Here is a 20,394-nt window from a genome sequence, read left to right on the forward strand (position 1 = left end):
TAGCTATTCGCTACTTAGGTGAATATTTATATGGAGAGCCCGCTTAACTATCTGGCTCTTCATTGTATCACCTGAATTCTATCTCGATTTTTTTATTCCATAACTGGCGCTAATTTCAGGACGGTATACAGAAATCAAACGCCATATATCTTGGGAAATTTTGCTATTATTCTTAAAAAACCCATGACCTATCATCAAATAATAGGCTTTTTGTTCTATAATTGGCTCAAGCTTAATAATATTCTTAAATCTATTCGATTTAGCCTCCAGCAAGAAATCACCCACTTGTTCCAATGTAACGACGGCTTCAACGCGCCCGTGTTTCAGCATATCAAAAAGCTGTTCAGTATTCGCATGCTCAGATACCTTCACACCAGTACGAGCCAATCTGGGAACAATCGAATAACCAAGAGGCACACCTACTAATTTTCCCTTAATATCAGACAGCTTACCATTCCATATAAAGGGGTGATCACTCATTCTGAAGATAGAATAGCTTTTCATAGCTAATCTTGCGTTTAAATCCAAAGCCCCGTTTTTTTGAGGATAACGTCCTATTCTTTTACGTTCGGCCAGAAAAGACACCCCCATCACCCCATCAACCCGGCCCTGTTCTAGTAGCTTCAGACACCGTTTCCATGGGCGTCTTACAGGAGACAACTTAAGTCCTAGATCAGAAGAAACCTTATGAAGTATTTCCATATAAACCCCTTGATTATGAGAGGGTACTTCAATACCAGTACCGTTATAGTATGGAGGCTGTTCTTGATCCTCATAACAAATCTTAAAATCCAATGAACTTGCATAAGGTATGTTTTGAAATAGAAAAAAACAAAAAAACGAAATAAAAAGATAAAATCTCATCACTACACACTAAAGACAAAAAAATCATCAGAAAAATAAATAACAAAACTTAATTTAAAAAACATTAAGGTTATACAACACACACAAAACACAAATAACTTTAAAAACAAAACAATTATTATTAAAATTTTACACACTTTACTTTCAATACAACACACAACTTGCATTGTATAATGCTTAACCTTCCCCTTGTTGATCTATAGTATTTTCATTCCTTATCTGATAGCATAAATACAGTACCTTTAAGCGGGGGGCAGAAAGGGGGCTGAAATGAACTGTAAAATTACTTTGGCGTTTATTGCCAAATTGATCATTACGACAAGTCTTCTTATCAGTCTGTTTAAAACCACTGCCTCGGCCAAAGAACCTCCCTTTGTATTATGTGCTGAAAACCAGAGCTATCCGCCCTATTTCATGGGGGATCAAAGCACCTTTCCCGTGAAAAACCCTGGTATCCTTGTTGAGATTATCGACGCATCGCTAAAACAAAACGGATTTAAAGCCGAATTTATCCGGCGACCATGGAAACGCTGTCTCAAGCTTATTGAACAGAACAAGGTTGATGGCATTTTTGCTTCTATCCATCTGAAAGAACGCGAAATTATTGGGCGGTATCCCTATTTGCCCGTCCGGATAAGTATCAGCAACAAGCCAGACCCCAAACGTCGTCTTCGCCGCGTTACCTATAGCCTGTTCAAAAAGATAGGGAGTGATTTTGATTGGGACGGCACAAGTTTCAGCAACATAAAACAATCCATTGGTGCTCCGATCGGTTATGTGGTTGTTAAAAAGCTAAAAGACGACCACAACATAACCGCAAATACCCGTCATCTGCCCGCCAAAGGCTTGGCCCATGTCGCAGAAAGTCATCTGGATGCCTATATTGTCGAAAGCAGTATTGGCAATAGTCTTGTCAGAAAACACGGGCTAGCTGATAAATTAATCGAAATAGAACAGCCCTTTGCCAGTTATGACTGGTATATGATGATCAGCCATCAGTTCTATAATAGAGACCCGGAAATGGCAGATAAAATCTGGACCACACTAGGCCAAGTAAGAGAACAGAAAATTCCACCGTTGATCCAGCATTACAACAAACTGCCTTAACGCCAAACCAATAGCGTTTTATTTATCATTTATAAGTGCACAGTTTTATAAGCTCACGGTGTTGCCCTGATGAACAGGCCCACAGGTAAAGTCATGAATCCTTGCAGACAAGTGCCTGTTTGGTATCCGCATCTATCAGATCGCGAAATGCGCGGGTGATATGGTCAAAATCGGTCTGCTTTCTGCCATAGGTCAAATTAAACGCGTAATCAAAATCATGCGCGTTTTCACCCTGCAGATGCTGTAACATGGTCTCAAGCTTATCCAAGGCCTTTGCCAGTTGCGCCTCTGCTGATCCACCCTGTTCATAATCGTCCCACAAGGCCATAATTTTGTTCTTTGACCCTTCAGGCAAGACAGAAGTCAGTTCGTCCAGATCGCGACGCTCCTGTTGATTTTTGTCGTGTTCGGCAGTTTGCTCGACCGCGGGGATATCACCGTTAATAACTTCCCCCAAATCATGAACAATACATATTTTTATAAGCTTGAGGATATCCAGATCCGGGTATTCATCTTCCAGCAACATTGCCATAAGACAAAGCCGCCAGGTGTGTTCCGCTGTGCTTTCCCTGCGTCCCGATGCCGTAAACCCGCTGCGTAAAGTCGATTTCAAGGGCTCCGTCGCACGTAAAAAATTCAACAGGTCGACAATATCATTTTTGTTCATCGAAAGTTTTTCCACCAAGAACGATGACGTAACAACAAAATAAATTCAACTTTTAAGTGTAAACATCATACCCACTATTCAGGCCGCTTAAAAGCCTTTCGCGCTTCTTCTACTTTTTCCCGTATTGCACACCCTTCGACATGATCGTTAATCAACCCCATTGCCTGCATCAGTGCAAACATGGTCGTTGGCCCAACAAACTTCCACCCCAGTTTTTTGAGATCTTTGGACAACCTAATCGATGCCGCCGATGTCGTGAGGGTCTGAGGGGCTGCAAGCTCGTCTTCGCGTGCTTCATACCGCCAGATAAAAGCAGCCAGTGATCCTTCGCGCTTTACAAGTTCCTGTGCCCGTTTGGCATTATTAATCGTGGCTTCTATCTTGCCCCGGTGGCGAATAATCCCCGGATCCAGTAATAGTCGATCCCGGTCTGCGTCGGTGAACTGCGCAACCTTGTCATAATCAAAATGATGAAACGCAGCGCGAAAATTCTCGCGCTTGGCCAATATGGTGCGCCAGCTTAACCCAGACTGAAACCCTTCCAGACAGATTTTTTCAAATAGCTTGTGGTCATCCCCAACGGGAAAACCCCATTCGTTATCATGATAGTCAATAAACTCTGGGGCCGTGTCACTCCAACGGCAACGATGCTTTCCATCAGGCCCAAGGGTTGTTTCGCTCATAGCTTTCTCCTCAAGCCAACAGAAAACTTAATCTGTCATCGGCTTTTGCCGGGTCAATTTCCAATATTTCTGCACTGACAATATTCTCAACAACAAAGGGATCGTCCTTGACCCGTTTGTCCAGTTCTTCCAGCGAACTATTATGGGCAAGAACTACTCCACCGGCCCCAGGCTTTAAACTGCCCACCATCAAGAAAACATCATCATCAAAACCCTGTTTGATCCAGGCTTTGTGTCCATTCATAAACTGACCTGCCTTGGCCTTTTCGGCTGAAAACTTTAGCAATACGATAAACATTATTCTTCCATTTCTTTAAACATCACTATTTTTCGGTACTGAGGTCAATTACCCTTTAGACAGGTGCATACCCGTCCACCCATTCACACATCTGGGTGACTTCCTGATCAATGAATTTGGCATCATGAAAAGCACTGGCCAGCGTGGCAACGCCCTGGGACCTTGCCAACAAATGCATGGCACGTTCATCTGCATCGTCCTCTTGGCATCCGATCTGGATAAACTGTTCTTGCAACCAACAACGGAATAGCGTGAACAGGGCATTTGCTTCGGCTCGCGATGCATGATTTAGCTTGGCCAGTTCCGTCGTCAGGGTTCCCACCGGACACCCATAGTTCAGAATTTTATCCCTATTCGTTATCAATATGCGGATAAAACATTTAATCCGATCTTGAGGGGAAGTCCCGCCCTGTTCCCACTGTGACAGCATCTTGCGGGTTTTATCCAAGCGCGCACTGATCACAGCATCAAGAATTTCATCCTTGGTCTTGAAGTGATAATAAAAATTTCCGCGTGAGATCTTTACGTCATCTGCAATATGGGCAAAAGACGTATGCTCATACCCCTGCTGATAAAATAGCTGGTCCGCAGCCTCTATAATATGATCGCGTGTTTTCTGTTTTTTCATATTAACAAGCCCATGAAAACATCAAGAACAGATGGAATATAGTGACCATTCCTTCACCATAAACAAAAATTAGGACAGTCGCCCTATTTTTTTAGGACACTTGTCCCATCCTGTCAAACAGATTGACCAACACAAAGAAATGATTTTCAAAATAAGTTTTACGTATACGTTATAATATGCAAATGTAAGCTCAATAACGCCCGCAAAAAAATCAAAAAAACACACGTTATTCTGATTCAGGTAAATTGGGTAGGTATGAAAGAAGTAAAATCATTGAACGATAACAAAACACCAAAAGACATTGATAATGCGATGCTAGAATTGGAAAAAGCATATCTTCAGATTTCAGAAAACCTGAAGATGGATCCGAAAAACAAACAGGTTTACGAGAGAAGTATCGCAGCTATTCAGGATGCTAAAAATATAATCGAAAAAATGAAAGATCATTATGGCGTCGCCAGATATTACCCCAAAGAACAGGACTGACGCCAAGGACAGATTAACCCCAGTAATAATGCTCCCCAAGAATAAACAGCCCCTGAGAACAGGGAAACGCTGAGAACTGGCTAACCCAGAAACAAATCTAAACAACACAGCCATATTGTATCTGCTTTTATCTCCGCTGCGTCTGGGTATCCCAAACCTCGTCCTAATAAATGTGCAAAAATCAATAAATCCATAAAAAGAAAAAAAATCTGTCACACATTGCTTTCTTTTGCTGTCTAACTAAGTAGAACAACAAAATGAGACATTGGTGAAATGCACAAGACGTTAGAACAACTGGTTTCAACTGCTCAGGCAGGGGATCAGCCAGCTTTGAGAGAGCTGATACAAGAAATACAGGATCAAATCCATCATTTGGCCATGCGCATGCTGGTCAATCCAGAGGACGCAAAAGAGGCAACACAGGAAATTCTTATCCTGGTGGTCACCAAGCTTTCTACCTTCCAAGGGAAAAGTGCTTTTAGGACATGGGTTTATCGTGTTGCCGCCAACTATCTGATCAATGCAAAAAAGATCCGTGACAAAGAACTTGGCTTGACCTTTGACATCTTCAAACAAGACCTGGAAACGGGTCTTGCCCCCGACGTTTTATCGCCAGGTTCCTCGCTATCCGACCAAACAACAGGCGAAGACAAGATCTGGCTCAACGAATTGCGCGTTTCCTGTACCATGGCCATGCTTCTTTGCCTGGACCTGAAACATCGCCTTGCCTATGTTCTTGGTGACATTTTGGATTTTCCGCAATCAGAAGCCGCAGAAATACTGGACCTCAGTCCCGCAAACTATCGAAAACGCCTGTCCCGCGCCCGCAGCGACGTTGTTGACTTTACCTCCCGTAATTGCGGAATTGCCAACAGCAGAGCAAAATGCAGCTGTCCGCGGCGTCTGCCCGCCGCACGCAAAATGGGGCGTATCCCTGAAAAAGGATCGGGAATATCCCCGGCCTTTGCTCTTCAGGATGCACCTGACTACATCGCGGTTATCAACGATGTAAAGGCACTGGAAAAAGAATTGCAAACCATCAAATTGCAGCGCGCCACGCCGACCTTTTCCTGTCCCCGTGACGTTGCAACCCGACTTGCCACCATTCTCACCCCGAAATTTGCACAGGGTCCGACACCAGGCAAACAAACACACGACCCATTCCATTAACAACCAGACTTAATTAACACCTCAACGTTTCAGGAGTAGCCCATGTTGAAGAAACCCTTTCTTCCGACAGCCTGTTCGCATGCCCAATTCCCAAAGCTGCTTTCGATAGTAGCTCTGTGCCTGAGCTTGCTTTCTTTCCCGCTTTTTGCGGCATCACCAAACCAACCAAAAGGATCAAAACCGATGACAACACTTAATACCTCTGATCAAGATGTAACGACACAAAAACAGAATGTTCTTTCACTCATTCAAAAAATGACATCAAACTTTGAACAGGGAAACCTGGACATCGTCATGTCCACCTATGAAAAAGACGCCGCGATCATGTTTGAACCGGGTACAGCTGTGACGGATGCGGAAGTATCGAAACAGATTTTTGCCGAATTCAAGTCGCTCAATCCCGAATTTTCCTATAGCGGTCACGAGGTCATTGTTACAGGTGATATTGCCTTACACATCGCCCCATGGACCATGCATGGCCAAACCCCAGACGGGCAGGATATTACCGAAACCGGGTTATCTGTCGCGGTCCTGCGCCAACAAGCGGATGGTGGCTGGAAAATGGTCATCGACAATCCCCATGGAAGCTATCTGTTGAATAACTAGTGACATAGGCCGGATCTATTCCAAAGGTCCGGCTTATATCTTTGCCTTTGGCCTTGGGGCACTTGAATTTAGGTCGAAAATATTTGGTCTAAATCATATTTTGAGACTATTTTTACATTATTATACTCAGAGGGGGACGATACTAAGGGGGCGTTCACAGGATTTTTTTACATCACGTTCAAGACGTCGCGCCCTTATATTTACGCAAGATTGCTTCTATCACCCCTTTGTTGTGTAAACTCTTCACACCGGCCACAATCTTTTCCACAATCTCTGGCGTTATATTTTTGGATTTATGAGATACCTGAACCCAAGCAGAACTGTAACTCAAAAAGAATTCTTCCCCTAAAATATCGGGTGATTGCTTTTGTTCGTGCAAATAGTAACTGATGGATATTTCGGGTCCAGCGACCAAATCAACCCGATCTGCCAAAAGCTGGCTAACCGCAGAGGAAAAACCCCTGACATAAACTTTTTTCAACCGATGATCATCATCAAACTTGTCATAATACCTTGTTCCGGCCGGGACAGAGATTGTGTATCCCAAAAGGTCACTGTACCACAGCAAATCTATGCCCGATTTACCGACAACAATATTTCGCAGGGTATAAATCCGGGCTTTGGATGACGCTACTGTTTCGCTTTTTGCTGAACGAAAGAAAATTGCCAAGTCGCTATCGCCCGTTTCAAGCTCATAGTACATACGCTTGTAGGGAACGACCTTTTTCTCAAAGGAAAGTCCAGTTTCCTGTTCAATTTCAGCCAGTATTTCGGGAATAATGCCAACAATGTTGCCTTCGTCATCACGCCCTCCAAAGGGCGGAAGATCAAAAACACTTACCTGTAATGGTGCAGCAAAGCTCACCTCGCCCCACAGCAACAGCAAGATGCTACACATCAAAAGACAAAATGATTTAAAACTCAAAGCGTTAATGTGACATTTCTTTCTTTAGAACAAGATCAAGCCAAACCACACTTTATTACCACTATAAGTGTTAATACTTCACAGAGTATTAACTCAACAAAAAACTATCCCCGCATTACGAAAGACCCTAGCACTCTGTAGCCCAGAATTCCCGCTACCATCGCGATCAAAAACAGATAGATTTCGGTCGATCCGATCAAAAGCCCGGTAAGGGCGGGTCCTGGGCAAAGGCCCGTAATACCCCAACCAATACCGAAGAACACCGCACCAAAGACAAGTTTTTTATCAATATCCAGCGTTTTTGGCAGTTTAAAATCTGTAGAAAATAACGGGCGTTCTTTGGATAATACCAGCCTGTAACCAATCCCCGTTGTTAAAAGCGCAGCCCCCATAACAAGTATCAGGCTTGGGTCCCAATTTCCCGACACATCCAGAAATGCCAATATTTTGGCCGGGTTAATCATCTGCGACACCACCAAACCAAGGCCAAAAATTAGCCCGGCGATCCCAGAGATCAAAACAACTAAAGTTTGTTTCATAATTTAATCCAAAATCAACAAGCTAATAATCAACCGCCCAGAACGTGACGGAATAAGAAAACAGTAACACCCGCTGTCACCATAAAAATCAACGTGGCGGTGATAGAACGAAGGGATAAACGCGAAATACCACAAACCCCGTGACCACTGGTACAGCCGCTACCCAATTGGGTACCAACACCCACCAACAGCCCCCCGATAATGAGCAACGGGGTCGAGGTAGAAAAGGTTATCTCAAGATTTTCATCCCGGAATAAACCATACAAAAGCGGCGAAAGAACCAGACCAGCCACAAACGCGATCCGCCACGGAATATCCCCTGTTTTAGAGGAAAAACACCCCCCCAAAATGCCACTAATCCCCGCAATACGGCCATTAAACAGCATAAGAATAACCGCGGCACTACCGATCAGCCCCCCCCCAATCAATGCTGATACAGGTGTAAAATTTTCCATAACACTCCCCTGTCTGGACAGATAAAACTAGGGAATCGCGGTAAAAGCCCTTTAGCTATCATTTTGTTTTATAGACACCCGACACCCACTAATTCGATGCCCTAAAATGACCTAAACACATACAAAATCACATGAGCATTCGAACATGTATATAGATAGGCAAGTTCAGCAATCCATCAGATTATTCTATCAGGGAGAACAAAATCGACACAATGATATTGATCAAGAAATCTTTTTCTTAAGTTGTGTTAGTGATCCTGTTTTTTCAGGGTCTTTCAAAGGTACGGTTCGCTCTTTTGGGAAGATAACACTGACAATAGTTCCTTCCCCAAACTTGCTTTCCAAAATAAAACGGGCTTGATGCAGGTTACATAAGTCATTCACAATAGAAAGCCCCAGGCCAATCCCATCATTTACGCGACTTAAACTAGATTCAACCTGCCCAAACCGTGTCACAACTTCCGGGATTCTGCTTTCTTCAATACCTATGCCCGTGTCCTCTACCTTAATGACAATTTCTTGCTTCGCCGCACCGCTAATAAAAACCCGGACAACGCCGCCATCCTTATTAAATTTTATCGCATTCGAAACCAAATTTGATAAAATCTGTTTAACCCGTACTTTATCAGCATAGAGAAGAGGTAAATCAGGGGAAATTTCGGAAATTAACTGTAGTTTTTTTCTGTTTGCAGAAAAAGATAACATAGAAAAAACGTCATTTAAGACATGACTCAATCTGATAGGCTCTTCGTACAAGATAATATCTTTTGTCTCTATTTGGGAAACATCCAGAATGTTGTTAATGAGCCCCAATAAATGCGAACCTGATTTATAGATATCCTCGATATATTCACGATATTTAACATTACCCAAAGATCCAAAAACTTCTGACTGCATCATTTGGGAAAACCCGATAATTGCATTCAAAGGTGTTCTTAGTTCATGGCTCATGTTTGCGAGGAATGCACTCTTTGATGAATCTGCAATCTCTGCCTTTTCTTTAGCTGAAACCAGCTCTTTTGTTCGCTCGACAACACGATCTTCCAAAAAGCGATTAAAATTCTCCAGCTCTTCTGTTTTTTCTTGAACCAGCTTTTCCAGTTTTTTCTCACGTTTTAGATTATGCGCACATCTTATCCAATGAATGGCATAAATAAGCCCCGCGACAAAAAGACCAAAAAATACTTTTGCAACGACAGTATCCCACCACGGCGGGGTGATAATAACAGCCAATGACGTGCCTTGATCATTCCAGACCCCGTCATTATTCGCTGCCTTAACCTTGAACACATAATCACCGGGATCTAGGTTTCTGTATCGGGCTCGTCGATCATCACTCCCCACGACATTCCAGTCTTGATCAACCCCTTCTAGCATGTATTTAAATTGATTTTTCTCAGGCGCACTAAAATCCAATGCCGTAAATTTAAAAGCAACATCCCGCTGTTCATGCGATAATTGTATTTCCGTCAAAAAGCTGATTTTTTCAGGAAAAATTCCTTCATTCGAAACAGAGACAGGTTTTTGAAAGAGTTCCAAGTCAGTAATTTCAACCTTGGGAACTCTGTTATTTTTATAATAGTACTCTGGGTTAAAGATATTCAGACCTTTAGTTCCGCCAAAATAGAGAGTTCCGTCTTTGGATTTAAGGTGACTAAACCGATTAAACTCCCACCCCTGAAGTCCGTCAGAAACACCAAAATTCTCAACCCTTTTTGTTTTTGGGTCAAACTTGCTTAGGCCTTTTCGAGTGCCTAACCAGAACCTCCCCTTATCATCCACTTCTATCCCTGTGATAAAGTTATCTGGCAGACCTTGTTTCACCCCATAGACCTCTTTTCTATGAGTCTCTGGATCATACCCAACCAACCCCTCGGAAGTTGCAAACCATAACACCCCGTCATCCGTTTCACTGACGGCATAAATGTCATTCTGTATGTTCAAATTAACTGAACTTACTTGCATCTTGGCTGGGTCAAACATCTCTAGCCCGTCATGCCCCCCAACCCACAAACGTCCTTTTTTATCCTTGTGTTGCAGATTAATATGCCGATTTTTTAGGTTGAAAGATGCTTTGTCATTATCAAGGCTATGATCGGTGAATGCCTCAATAACCGGATCAAAACGCTGCAATCCCTTATCCCAGACGCTGAGCCATAAAACACCTTGATCATCTATGCGAATATCAAAAATATTATTACCTGAAAGACCACCTTTATTCAGACCGTCACTTTTATAGTGAATAAAGCTTTCATGAACCGGATCGTATTTATTAAGCCCCCCGCCCCATGTGCCAAACCATAGAATACCATCGTTACTTTCGGCTATACTGATAACAGAATTACTACTTAAACTATTGCGATTATCCGGATTGTGTTTCAAATGGCGAAATGACTGGCTTTCGGGATCAAAAATACTTATCCCGCCACCATCTGTCGCGATCCAGATCAGACCATTTTTATCTTCGTGTATATCCAGAAGGTTATCAAAGGCAGGTCCTTTTTCAGGTGCGGTAGGCTTCGATTGATAAATCTGAAACTTAAGATCATGTATACTAAAACGGCACACTCCACTATTGAAAACACTTAGCCATAACGCTCCGTTCATGTCTTCTTTGATATCAAAGATAGCACCATTGGGAATCAGGTTGCGCCCAGTACCAGACTGATAGTGTTCAAAATTGTCAGTTGCAGGAACATACTTATTCACCCCCGCTTTATCAGTACCAATCCAGATATTTCCCTGACTATCCTCAAACACAGACCATACATCATTTGTCGCAATCGATTTGGGATCGAATTTTGAATATTGGTAATGGGCCCAGCTATTTATTTCAGGATCCAAAACAACAACACCTTCTGCTGTCGCAAGCCAGAGTTTGCCTTTGGAATCTAATAGAAGGTCCCGTACATAATTACCTGAAACACCAATAAGAGAATTTCTCAAAGAGAAATGAGAAAACTCCCCTGTCGCAATATTAAAATGTTCCAGACCTTTATCTGTCGCCAGCCATAAATCATTGTTTTGTCCGTTAACAATACGATGAATTGTATTACTAACAATCGAATTTCCATTGGCAGGTTCATTAATAAAAACCTGAAGCAATTCACCTGTCTCAGGGTTGATTTTCCGCAAACCAAATCCGACACCTCCAATCCAAAGCAGCCCTGAACGGTCTTGATGAATTGTATAGATGCTATTTTGACTGGAAACGTCAAAATTCTGAAAAACTTCTTTTTTATGATCATATCGGCTAAGTTTGCGTGACCCGACCCAGATGCGTCCCTCTCGATCTGTCATTGTGCTCCGCGCAAGCGTGCCGCCCAAACTGTTTGGGTTTCCAGTATCGTGGGTAAAAACCTTAAAATCATAGCCATCATAACGGTTTAAGCCATTTGAACTGGCAATCCACAAATAACCGTCATGATCAAAGGTTTTCTCTGACACTAAACTCGAAGACAGACCTTCCCCTACGGAAAAGCATCTTAAATTGGATTGACCGCTCGCAGAATGGGTTGCATTGGAAATACTACCGCCCAAACAAACAAAGAAACACCCAAGAGAACAAAGCCCTTTGAACCAACTCATATAAACAAGACTTCCCCCGCCAAACCACTTGAAACTAAAGCAGTTCAGTTATTTATCTTAACATTACGCCTTTATTATTACGTACTTTTATAAAGTACTTTTTCACCTGTTAGGTGCATAATGAACAGAGGAGGTAAGTAAAAGGTTAATTTCAACGAACGGTAATATTTATTTCAACTATCTATATCTTTTTTGGCTTATTTAACAAAAAACAGGCCCACAGCAATGAAACTGCGGGCCTGATCTACACCGAACTACAGAAAAACTAATCCCCCAGAACGGTGCCTTCACGACGGGTGTCTGCGCCACCGACAAGCTCGCCATTAAGGATCTGGATCGCGTGAAGGCCGGAATTCAGATCACGCACATTGATCTCGTGCCCCTTGGCTTCTAACGCCGGGATCATGGCAACGGCATCTGTCCCCTCTTCCACATCTGTCGCGCCATTACGGTTAACCACGTGTGGCTGGCTGATCGCAACTTGCGGGTCCATGCCAAAGTCCAGAATACCAATGATGGATTGTGCCACATAGTTGATAATCCGCGATCCGCCCGGTGATCCGATTGCAAGCACAGGCTTGCCATCTTTCAAAACAATCGTCGGCGCCATAGATGATCTTGGGCGTTTACCCCCTTCGACACGGTTGGCAATCGGCTTGCCGTCCTTTTCCGGTGCGCGAGAGAAATCAGTCAATTCATTATTCAACAAGAAGCCGTTGCTCATAACCCGAGACCCGAAACCTGTTTCAATGGTTGTGGTCATGGAAATGACGTTGCCCTCGGCGTCCACAATAGAAAAGTGACTGGTTCCCGGACGTTCCAGTTGTGTATCTGGCGCATATATACTTGCTTCTTTCCACGGCGGCGTGCCCGCCTCTGCCTTGCCCATAGTTTTTGCCGGATCAATCAAAGCAGCACGTTCTTTCAGATAGTTCTGGTCCAACAACCCTTCGGGCATCTTCACAAAGTCACTGTCTGCCATATAAAGCCCGCGATCAGCATAGGCCAGCTTGGCAGCCTCCAGATAAAGGTGGGTACTCTCGGCACCCGGCCCCATCGCCGGAAGATCATAGTTGGACAGAACGGAAAGAATTTGCCCGACAGTCAGCGCGCCGGACGAAGGTGGCCCCATACCGCAAACTTCATATCCCCGATAGGGTGCACAGGTCGGCTTACGTTCCACAACTTCATAAGCCTTCATATCTTCCAATGTCAGAATGCCACCATTTTCTTCGGTCTTTACGGCCTCGACAATGTCTTTGGCAATCTGTCCTTCATAGAAAACCTTAGAGCCTTCTTTCTGGATCATCGCAAGTGCAGCCGCAAATTCAGGGTTACGTAGCAGGGTTCCCTCTTTCAACGGCGCACCATTCTTGTCAAAGAAATAAGCCCGCGTATGCGGCATAGCTTCCAGCTTGCGCTTGCCAGTTGCGTTGGCAATGGAATTGGCCATGCGGTGGGAAACCTGAAAGCCACCCTGTGCCAAGGCACGGGCCGGTTCAATCAATTCAGCCCAATCCTGATTACCATAACGCTGGTGCACCGTTTCAATCAGTTTTAGCGTTCCCGGCACCCCGACCGATCTGCCACCGACAACCGCGTCGAACCAGCCAACAGGCTGCCCGTCAGTCCCCAACCAATAGTCCGGCGTTGCTGCCATTGGTGCTTTTTCACGCCCGTCAAAGGTCGTCAGGCTTTTGTTTTTGGCATCCCAATAAACCATAAAGGCACCGCCCCCAATGCCCGAGCTTTGTGGTTCAACTAGGTTGAGCATCAACTGTACGGCAACGGCGGCATCCGCCGCTGTCCCACCGCGTTCCAGCACTTCATAACCAGCCTGGGTCGCAATCGGATTGGCAGATGCCACCATAAATTTTTTGGATTTAACCGCCTGCTTTTCAACAATGGCATGGGTTGCCTCTGGCTGAACCGCTTCCTGGGCCATCACCGGACTTGCGAGAGAATAAAATGGTAACGTGGTCGCGAAAGCCAACGCGACCCTTTTCGGACTAATCGACATAAATTTCTTCCCTGTGATCATATTTGTTTTCTGTAACAAACAGGTCTTGTGCAAAACCAATAGTGTAATTTTATTTATGCGCTTAAAGGCCAGCATCAAGTCTGTGAGAAAAGGGTAACATCAACAAACCACTATTAGTGCCAGTTAACACCCTGTTTTCACATCAGATAACAGTAACTTCTTTGTACTGCGCTCAACACCTTAACAATTGGCCTTACAAACCCATAGGTTGTTTTAAAGCATAGCGTGCTTTTATTTCCTATGGCAACGCCGCCAATATTTTATCACCCAGTATTTTATCATAAGAAAATTTTATACGAGCCAAAGTCCGGAAAAATCTCACAAGAAAAACCAGCTAAAATAGCAGAAGAAAATCCCCCCGAAAAGAAAGGTAACTTGTTCAGTTGAACCCGCTTGAGGCTTTTATCACAGAGATAGAAGAGGAAGGATTTAAAGACCTAGATGTATTATACAATTTACAAACTGACATCCCGATATGTTGTAAAACTAGTTATTCATCAAATTATTTTTCATTTCTAAGATAATACAACCTTAAGAATTAAGCCCTGTATTGAGTTGTTTTTTTTGAAAGTTCAAATAATCCTAGTTTATATAACGCTTTTTCAACCGCCTCTGTTGCCGTAGACACATCACAAGAAAATACTTCTCCTATTGGAGCAAGCCTATCAAGGTAATCTTCTAAATATTGATGTGAAAGTAACTCGACCTGCTCGGCAGCCTTTGTATAATAGGCAAAACGAAACTTCCAAAACCCTGGTAGGGGAGAATAATGACGATATTTATTAATACGCTTTTCAAGAGTATTGATCATTCTCGTTACTGATCCTTTTTCACTCCCGTTAAGCTCAGGCAAACGACCCATGAGACTATTTTTGTAAGAAACAGCATGCTCAATATCTTTCTCAAGTGGAAGCTTATTTCCACCGGCACAACTCTTCCCACTTACTATATGGCTAGGTAAAAGCCCCATAAAATTTACCAAGCGACCGCCGCAGATTTGACATGTGACTTTTCTTTCCTGCCATATATCATTCACATCATTGAGCCGATCTTCTACTTTACTTATAGTCATCCCTATCTTTACACGCTTAGCTTCGCTATTCTCAAGAATATATACAGCGCCATTTAAATAGCGAAACTCAGTCAAATTACTCATTCCTCTTTGATTTACCTTAAGTTACTTTACAACTATTAACTACAGACTTGAACAAAAACATACCTTATCTTTTTTTCTTTTCTTCATCTCAAAAGCACACCTTCCAAACTTCCAGATCTTAGGGGCCAGACTCACGAACGTCATGGCTTTCGCCCGTATGTTTTTTATCGGCGTAATTTTTTCCAGTGTTACTTTTGCCAGTTTATTTTTGCCAGTTTATTTTTGCCCGTAATATTTTTGTCTGCGATATCTTAGTGGGCATGTTGATTGCTGCGACGCCAACCACAGCGGCTAGGATTCCTATCGCCACGATAAAGGAAATCTCTTCCCCCAGAAAAATCACCCCAAGCATAACCCCAAAACCAGCGCGTAAATATGCCTGACTGGCAACGCCCAGTGAGCCAAGAGTTTTGATCAACCTGAAATAAATCAAAAGTGCAACCCCGGTACAAAAAATCGACAAGACGGCCAAAGCCCCCATTGCCTGAACAGACGGTGTTAACGTCCAAGGCCGATCAACAATCAAACTGACAGGCACCAGAACAACCGTCGCCCAAAGCATTGTCCCCGTGGCAATGACCGAGGAACTAAGATGCGTAAATCGTTTGCCATAAATTGCGGCACAGCCATAAAGAAAGGCGCCCCCAACGGCACAGACTTGCCCCAGAACTTCCTTTCCCAGACCATTCAAAGCATCTACACCAACGATGAAGACCACCCCCAAGAGACCAAGTGTTGCACCAAATAACTTGAGGCCCGTTATCGTTTCATGGCGCGTGAAAAGCAGTGTAATAAAAAAAACAAAAATCGGGGATGTTGAATTAAGCACGCTGGCCAGTGCGCTATCCACATACTGTTGCCCCCATGCCAGAATAGTCCATGCGGCAATAGAACTCAGAACCGATTGAACAAAGAGCATACGCCAGCTTCGTCCATCCCTCGGCAATGGTTCCCGTTTCAACGCAATGACAATCACCAGTAAAATGGCTGCCCCACCGACACGTACAGCAACCAAAGTCAGGGGCGGAATTTCTGTGACCGCCACCTTGGCGAACAAATAAGATGATCCCCATAACAATGCCAACAGGCACAGAAATCCCAATTCAATAAAAAGAACAGGTTGCTTTTGTTTCACCACGTTAATCGACCTTTATTTTATTCAGCAACAACATAGTTGCATTCCATAAGAATAAGGAAGAATAGATGATTTCGCCACACAATGCTTCGCTACGGAACGAACAATAAACCCCTAACACCCCCCCAAGAACGTTAATAAACACCCCTACAGGCAACGACACCTAACCCTGTTAGTAAAAAAGTCGCATTTTCTTCTTCTTTGAGTTATGGTTACCAAATTGTTACCAAAAAACTGGCAACAAACGATCTACGGATCCAAAAGCAAAAACACTAAGCAGGGGGGCTTCGCAGTAGTGTTCTTAGCCCCGAACTAAACAGTAAAAACCAGAGGGGAATTGTATGTCCGCTACATTGATTGTAGGGCTTGACGGCACAGAGTCCGGTAACCGTGCCCTCGCCTATGCTAAGAAATTAGCCAGCCTTATTGGCAACTGTGAATTGCTTGTGGTCTATGTCATTGAATGGTCACCCTATTCATTCCAGACTGCCGAAGAAAACTCTCAACGACACAAACGGCGCGAAGAAGAAATTTCAATGGCCATGGAAAGAGTCATTGAACCTGCTGTTGCATCGCTAAAGGCCGATGGCCTCAATGCACGTGGCATTGTGCGTCATGGTGACGTTGCAGAGTTGATCGACGCTGTCGCCGTAGAAGAAAAAGCGGAACAGATTATTGTCGCGCGGTCATCCGAAGGTGGCTTTGTAAAGCGGGTATTTGGCACAGCAACGGCCAACCTTGTAATGCACGCAAGTGTTCCCGTCACAGTGGTCGGATAAGGAGAGCAATCATGAATAAGATTTTTAAAATTCTCATGCCTGTGCTCGCCTTGCTGAGCATAACAACAACCGCTCTCGCCCAAGATGGCGGGGGACTTGACGCAACCATTAACCAAGGCTTTGCCGCCGCAACAGGATGGTTTGTCAATTTCATCTTTGCCCCCTTCCCCGGGACCAGTTTCCCCTGGATTGTTATGTGGCTCGTTATCGCAGCCTCTGTTTTCACGCTCTATTTCGCCTTTATTCAGTTTCGTCTTTTCGGACACGCAATCTCGCTGGTCAAAGGTGACTATTCTGACCCGAATGATGCGGGTGAAGTCAGTCACTTTCAGGCGCTGGCAACTGCTTTGTCCGGGACTGTCGGACTGGGTAACATCGCGGGTGTTGCCGTTGCGATCGGCATTGGTGGCCCCGGTGCAACCTTTTGGATGATTCTTGCTGGCCTTTTGGGGATGGCATCTAAATTTACCGAATGTACCCTGGGCGTTAAATACAGAAACGAATACGAAGATGGCACCGTTTCAGGTGGCCCCATGTATTACATTTCCAAGGGTTTCACAGAACGTGGTTTACCCGGCGGCAAGTTCCTGGCCGTTCTGTTTGCCGTGTTCTGTATTTTGGGCGCTTTGGGCGGTGGAAACATGTTCCAGGCCAATCAGGCACATGCGCAAATCGCGGGTATTCTTGGTGACTATCCCGGCTGGATCACTGGTTTGATTTTTGCCGGTGTTGTTTTTGCGGTGATCGTCGGTGGTATCAAATCAATTGCCAATGTTACGGAAAAGGTTGTTCCTTTCATGGGCATTCTCTACGTAGCGGCAGCCTTGGTGATCCTGATCATGAACGCCGGGCAAATCGCCTGGGCCTTTGGTCAGATTTTCGAAGGTGCTTTCACGGGTCTGGGCGTTGCCGGTGGTCTGGTCGGTGCATTGATTCAGGGCTTCAAGCGGGCTGCTTTCTCAAACGAAGCCGGTGTTGGCTCTGCTGCGATTGCGCACTCTGCCGTACGAACAAAAGAGCCAGTGACAGAGGGCGTGGTTTCTCTGTTGGAACCTTTCATCGATACAGTTGTTATCTGTACAATGACGGCCCTTGTCATCATCATTACCGGACAACTTACGATCAATCCTGAAACAGGGAACTACATTGTAGAAGGTGGTTCAATCGTGACAGCAACGGGTGCATCCGGCGTTGCCCTGACATCTGCGGCCTTTGCCTCTGCCTTTGACTGGTTCCCATATGTTCTGGCCATTGCCGTTATTCTTTTCGCTTTTTCCACCATGCTTTCCTGGTCCTACTATGGCCTGAAAGCCTGGACGTTCCTGTTCGGGGAAGGAAAAGGCGCAGAGCTAACCTTTAAAATTATCTTCTGTATCTTTGTAGTTATCGGTGCTGCGGCCAGCCTTGGCCCCGTGATCGATTTCTCTGATGCAGCGATATTTGCCATGGCCGTGGTAAACATCACCGGTCTTTACTTCCTGATGCCAATCGTCAAACGGGAACTGAATAGTTACCTGAGCCGATTAAAATCTGGGGAAATCAAAAAATTCTCTGGTCAAGAAAGCAAAAGCGCTGCTGAATAAAAAGCAGGGAAATTGAACCAGAACTTTAAAAGCGGGCGACACAACAGTCGCCCGCTTTTTCTTACTAACAACGTGTCTGAACATAACAAGGCATATTATTTTCAACCATCAAAACAAAATAGCTATACACATCCTTATCTTTGCACTACGCAGTGATAATTAGAATTTTATTCAGAGAAACTTTCTTGACCATCAATAACCTGTTAAAATGATAGCGGACTGCATGGCTATGAAGACAAAAAAACGAAAGATCATTGAAATCGGGTGGCGTGAATATGTCAGCCTGCCAGAATTTCAAATAGAGCACGTAAAGGCCAAGATAGATTCAGGCGCAAGAACATCTGCACTACACGCCGAAGAAATCACCCCTTTTGATCAAGACGGGATCAGTTTTGTTTCTTTTCTCATACCCTTTATAGGCTGTGAAAAAGGAATGCGATGTTCTGCAAAAATTGTTGATCGACGTCCGATAAAAAACACGGGTGGCGTTGCTGAGGAACGCTACATTGTCAAAACCCCGCTGATCTTGGGAAACGAACACTGGCCCGTCGAAGTTTCCCTGACCAGTCGACAGTCCATGCGGTTTCCCCTCATCATCGGGCGTACTGCGATCAGGGAAAAAGGCTTTCTGCTAAACCCCGGCCGTTCTTATCTGTCAGGGCGCCCCGGTTACATATCACCCCAACCGGAATAAGACGACAGAGAATCATTTCATCTGGCACCAGCCTCAAAAAGACACCCTAAATCCATATCATATTAATGGAGAGAAACTATGAAAATTGCGATGTTGGCACGGAATGCCAACCTCTATACGCACCAGCGCTTGAAATCAGCAGCTGAAGAACGCGGACACGAGCTGGATATCATCAATACCCTGCGGTGTTACATGAATATCGCATCCCGCCGCCCCGAAGTTTATTACAATGGCGAAAAGCTAACGGGTTATGATGCTGTTATTCCCCGTATTGGTGCCTCGGTAACCTATTACGGTACCGCAGTTCTCAGACAGTTTGAAATGATGGGTGTCTTTCCCCTGAATGAATCCGTTGCCATCGGACGATCACGGGACAAACTGCGTTCCATGCAGCTTTTGGCCCGTGATGGCATTGGCCTCCCCGTGACAACATTTGCCCACGACCCCAAACAGACAGATGAAGTTCTCAAGCTTGCAGGCGGCGCCCCTCTGGTGATCAAACTTCTGGAAGGAACCCAGGGCATCGGTGTTGTTCTGGCAGATAGTGATAGATCCGCGACCTCTGTCATCGAAGCATTCCGGGGCGTAAAAGTGAACATTCTCGTCCAGGAATTTATCAAGGAAGCCGGGGGAACCGATATTCGTGCGCTGGTCGTTGGCGGCAAAGTGGTGGCCGCCATGCAACGTACCGGGGCCGAAGGTGACTTTAGGTCCAACCTCCACCGAGGTGGCAGTGCAAAACCAATTAAGATTTCTCCGGAAGAGCGTTCCACGGCCATTCGCGCAGCAAAAGCCATGGGCCTCAATGTCTGTGGCGTTGACATGTTGCGTGCCAACCACGGTCCAGTTGTGATGGAAGTCAACTCGTCCCCGGGTCTTGAGGGTGTTGAAAAGGCAACAGGTATTGATATCGCCGGTAAAATTATCGAGTTTCTGGAAAAGAAAGCCAAGCCCGGGAAAACCAAGACCAAGGGTAAGGGATAACCGGGG

At 44.6% G+C, this 20,394-nt stretch carries 20 protein-coding genes; 8 read left to right on the plus strand and 12 right to left on the minus strand.

Annotated elements, in window-relative coordinates:
• Positions 1–78: 78 nt before the first annotated feature.
• Positions 79–864 carry a substrate-binding periplasmic protein gene (locus tag WH95_RS02185; protein WP_046502424.1) on the minus strand — a complete coding sequence of 262 codons (786 nt, stop codon included), beginning with the start codon at positions 862–864 and terminating at the stop codon, positions 79–81.
• A gap of 270 nt (positions 865–1,134) precedes the next feature.
• On the opposite strand from WH95_RS02185, the gene WH95_RS02190 reads away from it, so the two are divergent.
• Positions 1,135–1,971, plus strand: a complete 837-nt coding sequence (locus WH95_RS02190; protein WP_046502426.1) for a substrate-binding periplasmic protein — start codon at positions 1,135–1,137, stop codon at positions 1,969–1,971.
• A 91-nt stretch (positions 1,972–2,062) separates the two neighbouring features.
• Here WH95_RS02190 and WH95_RS02195 read toward each other — a convergent pair whose 3' ends face one another.
• From WH95_RS02195 to WH95_RS02210, 4 genes are all read right to left on the minus strand, one after another.
• Entirely contained in the window at positions 2,063–2,638 is a 576-nt protein-coding gene (locus WH95_RS02195; protein ID WP_046502428.1) for an HD domain-containing protein, read from the minus strand.
• Positions 2,639–2,712: 74 nt separating this feature from the next.
• Complete coding sequence (locus tag WH95_RS02200) at positions 2,713–3,321, minus strand: DNA-3-methyladenine glycosylase I (protein ID WP_046502431.1); 609 nt, start codon at positions 3,319–3,321, stop codon at positions 2,713–2,715.
• 10 nt (positions 3,322–3,331) lie between these two features.
• Complete coding sequence (locus WH95_RS02205; RefSeq protein ID WP_046502434.1) at positions 3,332–3,619, minus strand: YciI family protein; 288 nt, start codon at positions 3,617–3,619, stop codon at positions 3,332–3,334.
• A gap of 55 nt (positions 3,620–3,674) precedes the next feature.
• Positions 3,675–4,247, minus strand: a complete 573-nt coding sequence (locus WH95_RS02210) for a TetR/AcrR family transcriptional regulator (RefSeq protein WP_046502437.1) — start codon at positions 4,245–4,247, stop codon at positions 3,675–3,677.
• Positions 4,248–4,502: 255 nt separating this feature from the next.
• Between WH95_RS02210 and WH95_RS02215 the strand changes: the two genes are divergently transcribed.
• The 3 genes from WH95_RS02215 to WH95_RS20350 all read left to right on the plus strand — a co-directional run bounded on the left by WH95_RS02215 (position 4,503) and on the right by WH95_RS20350 (position 6,509).
• Positions 4,503–4,733 (plus strand): hypothetical protein, encoded by a 231-nt coding sequence (locus tag WH95_RS02215; protein WP_046502439.1) that lies wholly within the window; start codon positions 4,503–4,505, stop codon positions 4,731–4,733.
• A gap of 273 nt (positions 4,734–5,006) precedes the next feature.
• Positions 5,007–5,903 (plus strand): RNA polymerase sigma factor, encoded by an 897-nt coding sequence (locus tag WH95_RS02220; RefSeq protein ID WP_052741719.1) that lies wholly within the window; start codon positions 5,007–5,009, stop codon positions 5,901–5,903.
• Positions 5,904–5,945: 42 nt separating this feature from the next.
• A complete protein-coding gene (locus WH95_RS20350) occupies positions 5,946–6,509 on the plus strand; it encodes a YybH family protein (RefSeq protein WP_052741720.1) in 564 nt (187 codons plus the stop codon).
• Positions 6,510–6,687: 178 nt separating this feature from the next.
• On the opposite strand, the gene WH95_RS02230 is transcribed toward WH95_RS20350, so the two are convergent.
• From WH95_RS02230 to WH95_RS02260, 7 genes are all read right to left on the minus strand, one after another.
• Entirely contained in the window at positions 6,688–7,374 is a 687-nt protein-coding gene (locus WH95_RS02230; RefSeq protein ID WP_046502441.1) for a substrate-binding periplasmic protein, read from the minus strand.
• 164 nt (positions 7,375–7,538) lie between these two features.
• Positions 7,539–7,973, minus strand: coding sequence for a DUF6691 family protein (locus tag WH95_RS02235; RefSeq protein WP_046502443.1), 435 nt, complete (start codon positions 7,971–7,973; stop codon positions 7,539–7,541).
• Positions 7,974–8,002: 29 nt separating this feature from the next.
• On the minus strand, positions 8,003–8,428 hold the full coding sequence (locus WH95_RS02240; RefSeq protein ID WP_046502446.1) for a YeeE/YedE family protein: 426 nt from the start codon (positions 8,426–8,428) through the stop codon (positions 8,003–8,005).
• A 222-nt stretch (positions 8,429–8,650) separates the two neighbouring features.
• The gene (locus WH95_RS02245) at positions 8,651–12,016 is read right to left on the minus strand and encodes a sensor histidine kinase (protein WP_082113944.1); all 3,366 of its coding nucleotides are present in this window, start codon (positions 12,014–12,016) and stop codon (positions 8,651–8,653) included.
• Between the two features lie 265 nt (positions 12,017–12,281).
• Positions 12,282–14,036: a gamma-glutamyltransferase gene (gene ggt / locus WH95_RS02250; RefSeq protein WP_046503215.1), complete on the minus strand. Its 1,755-nt coding sequence runs from the start codon at positions 14,034–14,036 to the stop codon at positions 12,282–12,284.
• Positions 14,037–14,595: 559 nt separating this feature from the next.
• Positions 14,596–15,213, minus strand: a complete 618-nt coding sequence (locus tag WH95_RS02255) for a hypothetical protein (protein WP_046502452.1) — start codon at positions 15,211–15,213, stop codon at positions 14,596–14,598.
• Positions 15,214–15,415: 202 nt separating this feature from the next.
• Positions 15,416–16,348, minus strand: coding sequence for a DMT family transporter (locus WH95_RS02260; RefSeq protein ID WP_046503217.1), 933 nt, complete (start codon positions 16,346–16,348; stop codon positions 15,416–15,418).
• A gap of 341 nt (positions 16,349–16,689) precedes the next feature.
• Here WH95_RS02260 and WH95_RS02265 point away from each other — a divergent pair, with 341 nt between their 5' ends.
• The 4 genes from WH95_RS02265 to rimK all read left to right on the plus strand — a co-directional run bounded on the left by WH95_RS02265 (position 16,690) and on the right by rimK (position 20,388).
• Positions 16,690–17,127, plus strand: a complete 438-nt coding sequence (locus WH95_RS02265; RefSeq protein WP_046502455.1) for a universal stress protein — start codon at positions 16,690–16,692, stop codon at positions 17,125–17,127.
• A gap of 11 nt (positions 17,128–17,138) precedes the next feature.
• Positions 17,139–18,710, plus strand: coding sequence for an alanine/glycine:cation symporter family protein (locus WH95_RS02270; protein WP_046502456.1), 1,572 nt, complete (start codon positions 17,139–17,141; stop codon positions 18,708–18,710).
• A gap of 229 nt (positions 18,711–18,939) precedes the next feature.
• On the plus strand, positions 18,940–19,404 hold the full coding sequence (locus WH95_RS02275; RefSeq protein ID WP_046502460.1) for an ATP-dependent zinc protease family protein: 465 nt from the start codon (positions 18,940–18,942) through the stop codon (positions 19,402–19,404).
• A gap of 78 nt (positions 19,405–19,482) precedes the next feature.
• Entirely contained in the window at positions 19,483–20,388 is a 906-nt protein-coding gene (gene rimK, locus WH95_RS02280) for a 30S ribosomal protein S6--L-glutamate ligase (protein ID WP_046502462.1), read from the plus strand.
• Positions 20,389–20,394: the final 6 nt, after the last annotated feature.

Origin of the sequence: Kiloniella litopenaei (genome assembly GCF_000982415.1) — a bacterium.
Classification (GTDB): Bacteria; Pseudomonadota; Alphaproteobacteria; order Kiloniellales; family Kiloniellaceae; genus Kiloniella; species Kiloniella litopenaei.

Coding starts and splice junctions, on each gene's coding strand:
- ggt (WP_046503215.1), bottom strand. CDS start 14,036: ATGTCGATTAGTCCGAAAAGGGTCGCGTTGGCTTTCGCGACCACGTTA.
- WH95_RS02195 (WP_046502428.1), bottom strand. CDS start 2,638: ATGAACAAAAATGATATTGTCGACCTGTTGAATTTTTTACGTGCGACG.
- WH95_RS02185 (WP_046502424.1), bottom strand. CDS start 864: ATGAGATTTTATCTTTTTATTTCGTTTTTTTGTTTTTTTCTATTTCAA.
- WH95_RS02245 (WP_082113944.1), bottom strand. CDS start 12,016: ATGAGTTGGTTCAAAGGGCTTTGTTCTCTTGGGTGTTTCTTTGTTTGT.
- WH95_RS02210 (WP_046502437.1), bottom strand. CDS start 4,247: ATGAAAAAACAGAAAACACGCGATCATATTATAGAGGCTGCGGACCAG.
- WH95_RS02255 (WP_046502452.1), bottom strand. CDS start 15,213: ATGAGTAATTTGACTGAGTTTCGCTATTTAAATGGCGCTGTATATATT.
- WH95_RS20350 (WP_052741720.1), top strand. CDS start 5,946: ATGTTGAAGAAACCCTTTCTTCCGACAGCCTGTTCGCATGCCCAATTC.
- WH95_RS02190 (WP_046502426.1), top strand. CDS start 1,135: ATGAACTGTAAAATTACTTTGGCGTTTATTGCCAAATTGATCATTACG.
- WH95_RS02205 (WP_046502434.1), bottom strand. CDS start 3,619: ATGTTTATCGTATTGCTAAAGTTTTCAGCCGAAAAGGCCAAGGCAGGT.
- WH95_RS02235 (WP_046502443.1), bottom strand. CDS start 7,973: ATGAAACAAACTTTAGTTGTTTTGATCTCTGGGATCGCCGGGCTAATT.
- WH95_RS02215 (WP_046502439.1), top strand. CDS start 4,503: ATGAAAGAAGTAAAATCATTGAACGATAACAAAACACCAAAAGACATT.
- WH95_RS02275 (WP_046502460.1), top strand. CDS start 18,940: ATGAAGACAAAAAAACGAAAGATCATTGAAATCGGGTGGCGTGAATAT.
- WH95_RS02200 (WP_046502431.1), bottom strand. CDS start 3,321: ATGAGCGAAACAACCCTTGGGCCTGATGGAAAGCATCGTTGCCGTTGG.
- WH95_RS02265 (WP_046502455.1), top strand. CDS start 16,690: ATGTCCGCTACATTGATTGTAGGGCTTGACGGCACAGAGTCCGGTAAC.
- WH95_RS02240 (WP_046502446.1), bottom strand. CDS start 8,428: ATGGAAAATTTTACACCTGTATCAGCATTGATTGGGGGGGGGCTGATC.
- rimK (WP_046502462.1), top strand. CDS start 19,483: ATGAAAATTGCGATGTTGGCACGGAATGCCAACCTCTATACGCACCAG.
- WH95_RS02270 (WP_046502456.1), top strand. CDS start 17,139: ATGAATAAGATTTTTAAAATTCTCATGCCTGTGCTCGCCTTGCTGAGC.
- WH95_RS02220 (WP_052741719.1), top strand. CDS start 5,007: ATGCACAAGACGTTAGAACAACTGGTTTCAACTGCTCAGGCAGGGGAT.